Genomic DNA, 3,821 nt, shown 5'->3' with positions numbered 1-3,821 from the left:
TCGGCGGACAGCGCCGACAGGTCCGGATCGGCGTAGCCCCACAGGCCGGCGTCGACGTCGATCACGGCCAGCCGGCCACCGGGGCGGACCAGGGCCGCGAGGGAGCGGGCGGCGGCGGTCGGGTCGGGGAGGTGCTGGAACACGTAGCGGGACAGGACCAGGTCGAAGTGCGCCGCCGGCAACGGTGGTTCGGTGAGGTCGCCGCGCACGTAGCGGATGTCGTCGTTCGCGCCGCCGGCCGCCCGCGCGACGTCCAGGAGGCGGTCGTCCGCGTCCAGGCCCGTCACCGCGGTAGCCGGATCCGCCAACGCCGCCCGCAGCCGGCGGGTGATCGCACCCGTGCCGCAGCCCGCGTCCAGGACCGCGCCGCCCGAGGTCGGGGCCAAGTCGGCGAGGACGCGCCACTCGTGGGTCCAACTCAGCGCGGCCTGGGTCTCCAGGCGGCGGATCTCCCCGTCCACACCGCCCAGTTCGGCCTGCGGGCGGTAGCTGCCCTCCGCCGCGCTCATCGGCCGACTCCGCCCGCGAGCACGTGCGGCGTCATCAGCAGCCCGTCGCGCGGCCGCAGGGTCACCAGCGCCTCCGGTACCACTGCGTGCCCCGCCACCCCGCGCAGTTCCAGGCGTTGGAGCACCGTGGCCAGCACCAGGACCGCCTCCGTCGTCGCGAACGACTGCCCGATGCACACCCGAGGGCCGCCCCCGAACGGCACGTACGCGTGACCCGGCCGCGCCTGCCGGGCGGCCGCGGTGAAGCGCTCGGGCCGAAACTCCTCGGGCGCGTCCCATACCGCCGGGTGCCGGTGCAGGGTCCACGGGCTGATGCACACCAGCGTCCCGGCGGGCACGTCGTACCCGTCCAACACGTCCGCGGTGGCCGCCCGGCGCGAGATCAACCACACGGGCGGGTACAGCCGGATCGCCTCCTCCAGGCAGCGCCGGGTCAGGTCCAGGCGTGGCAGGTCGGCGGCGCGCGGGACCCGTCCGCCCAGAACCGTCGCCAACTCCGCGCGTACCGCGGCCGCGTGCTCGGGGTGGCGGTCGAGTACGTGCACGGTCCAACTCAGCGCCTTCGCCGTCGTCTCGTGGCCGGCCATCACCATGGTCAGTACCTGGTCGTGCAGTTCGCGATCGGTCAGCGCGTCGCCGTGCGCGTCGCGCGACGCGAGCATCCGGTCGAGGAGGTCGGCGGGTCGGTCCACCGGCGGCCCGGTGAACCGCCGCGCGGCCACGAGCACGCCCACCACGCGTGCCAGGAAGGACCGGGCCGCGGCATAGGCCCGGCCGGAGCGGGCGAACTCCGGGTCGTCCGCGCCCGGTTGCGCGGGCTCGCCGTCGAAGTGGCCGATGAAGCGGTTGATGTCGTCGACGGCGCGGCCGAAGCCGGGCCCGGCCGCCGCGAGGTCCGCGCCGAGCAGCGCGTCCGCGACGATCCGCAGGGTCAGCGCGGTGAAGTCGTGGTCCACGCGCACCATACGGCCCTCCGCCGCCGCCTTCTCCCAGGTCGCTGCCAGGTCCTCGGCGGCGTCGGTCATCAGCGTGTCGAACTCCTCGACCTGCCGACCGCGAAACGCCGGTGCGCACAACCGCCGTTGGCGCTCCCACGCCGGGCCGTCGCTGGTCAGCAGACCCTTGCCGAGCAGCGGGGTGAGCATGAAGTCGTCAGGGGTGCCGGCCTTCGTCCACGCCGTGTAGTTGTCCTTGAGGATGTGCCGCACCAGGTCCGGTCGGTTGACGAACCACACCGCCTCGCCGCGCGTGCGATGGCTGCACAGGTCGCCGTAGTCGGCGGCCAGCGCGGTGAGGAAGTCCAGCGGGTCGGCCCGGATACCGGCGAGGTCGAGGTCGTCGGCGGGGCCGGGCGGGCGGTTGTGCACGGGCGATCCGGGCACGGACTACCTCCTGGGAATCGGATGAGGTGAGGTGAGGTCGAGGAGACGCCCCGGTGTTGTGGCCGGCGCACGTCGCGGGCACGGCCACTAGGCCATCTGACGCTGCACCAGGTTGTAGAACAGCCCGTCCTCGTCCGCGAGCAACTGGTCCGGCGGGCCCGACTGGACGACCCGGCCCGCGTCGAGCACGACGATCCGATCGGCTTGCATCACCGTCGACAGGCGGTGCGCGATGATGATCCGGGTGGCGTTGAGCCGCCGCGTGCTCTGCGTGACGACTTCCTGCGTGCGGTTGTCGAGCGCGCTCGTGGCCTCGTCGAAGAACAGGATGCGCGGCCGGCCGATCAACGCCCGCGCGATCATCAACCGCTGCCGCTGGCCCGCCGACAGGGTGACCGCGCCGTCCGAGAGCACCGTGTGCATGCCCATCGGCATCCGGCCCAGGTCCTGGTCGAGGCCGGCCATCTCGGCGGCCTCCCACGCCTCGTCGAGCGTGTAGTTGCGCAGCCCGCAGATGTTGTGCAGCACACTGCCCGCGAACAACTGCCCGTTCTGGAGCACCACACCGAACTGGCGGCGCACCGCGGCGACGTCGAGCGACGACAGGTCCTGGCCGTCGTACAACACCGAGCCACTGGTGGGCTGTTCGAAGCCGATCAGCATCCGCAGGAGCGTGGACTTGCCACAGCCGGTGGGGCCGACGATCGCCACGAACTCGCCGGGCCGGGCCCGCAGGCTCACGTCGTCCAGCACCGGCGGCGTGTCCTCCTGGTACCGAAAGGACAGCCGGCTCACCTCGATGCCGCCGTACAGGTCGCCGGGCGGCTGCTTGGATTCGAGCACCTCGGGCAGTTCGGCGAGCACCGGCTGCACCCCTTCGTACAGCGGCACGGCCGCGGCCACCATGGTGATGCTCGCGGTCATCTGGAGGATCGAGCCGAGCATGAGGGCGAACGCGACGTTGAACGACAGGAAGTCGCCCGTGTCGAGCTGTCCCGACGCGGGCCCGGTGACCATCGCGAACAGCAGCAGCGTGCACGCGAGCAGGTATCCGGAGTTGAAGACGGTGACCGCGTTTTGAAGCCGGCGAGTGCGTACCGACAACTCGCGACCGCGCGCGAAGCCCATCGCCCAGAACCCGAACGCCCGGTCCTCGGCCGCCGCGACGCGCAGCTTGGGCAGCCCGGACAGCAACTGGAACATCTTGCCCGACAACCGGTGCTCCTCCGCGACCAGTTCCCGCTGCCACCGCATCTGGCGCAGCCCGGTGATCGCGCAGAACGCGCCGCCGACCACCGCGAGCAGCGCGGCGAGCAGCGCGAGCGGCACGCTGTAGACGAAAAGGAGCCCCAGGTTGACCAGGAAGATCAGGCACGCGGGCACGAACATCGCGGTGACGCCGCCCAGGATCTCGCGCAGGGCGCTGATGCCGAGCGCGGCGCTGCTCAGCGACCCGGAAGACATCGACGCGAAGAACGTGGTCGGCAGTCGCAGCAGTCTGTCCCACACCGCCGCCTGCGCGACCGCCTCGAACCGGCCCTCCACGCGCAGCAGGGACAGGTTCTGTACCGCCGACAGGACCGCGGCCAGCCCGGCCGAGGCGATCAGCACGACACACAGTTGGGACACCAGGACGCGGTCGCCCTGGGGGACGAACACGCCGAGCACCTTGCCGGTCAGGATCGGTACCGCAAGCCCCAGCAGCGCCGCCGCGAGGCCGCACGCGAGCAACACGAGTACGTCGGGCATGCTGCCGCGCATGCCGAAGCGCAGCAACGCCCGCTTCTTCCCCGGCTGTTCGGGCAAGGCGGGGTAGAACATCGTGGCCCGGTTCTCCAGCGTGCCGGCGACCGCGCGGGTCACCGGCACCCAGTCGCCGTCCGCCGCGTCGAGGACGTGGTAGCGGCGCCGCCGCCACACCAGCGCGACC

At 72.3% G+C, this 3,821-nt stretch carries 3 protein-coding genes; all 3 read right to left on the bottom strand.

Translation table 11 applies throughout. The features are described from left to right. Window positions 1-509: class I SAM-dependent methyltransferase (locus GT354_RS35720; RefSeq protein ID WP_161360543.1), on the bottom strand; the 509-nt coding region annotated here is incomplete at its 3' end. Next, window positions 506-1,891 (bottom strand): cytochrome P450, encoded by a 1,386-nt coding sequence (locus GT354_RS35715; protein WP_161360542.1) that lies wholly within the window; start codon window positions 1,889-1,891, stop codon window positions 506-508. The genes GT354_RS35720 and GT354_RS35715, both read right to left, overlap by 4 nt. 87 nt (window positions 1,892-1,978) lie before the next feature. Further along, a partial coding sequence (locus GT354_RS35710; protein ID WP_161360541.1) for an NHLP bacteriocin export ABC transporter permease/ATPase subunit occupies window positions 1,979-3,821 on the bottom strand: 1,843 nt, incomplete at its 5' end.

The sequence above is a fragment of the Streptomyces sp. SID3343 genome (assembly GCF_009865215.1).
Classification (GTDB): Bacteria; Actinomycetota; Actinomycetes; order Streptomycetales; family Streptomycetaceae; genus Embleya.
Note: the sequence above shows the minus strand (reverse complement) of the source record. Positions and strands in the feature narration are given on the sequence as shown.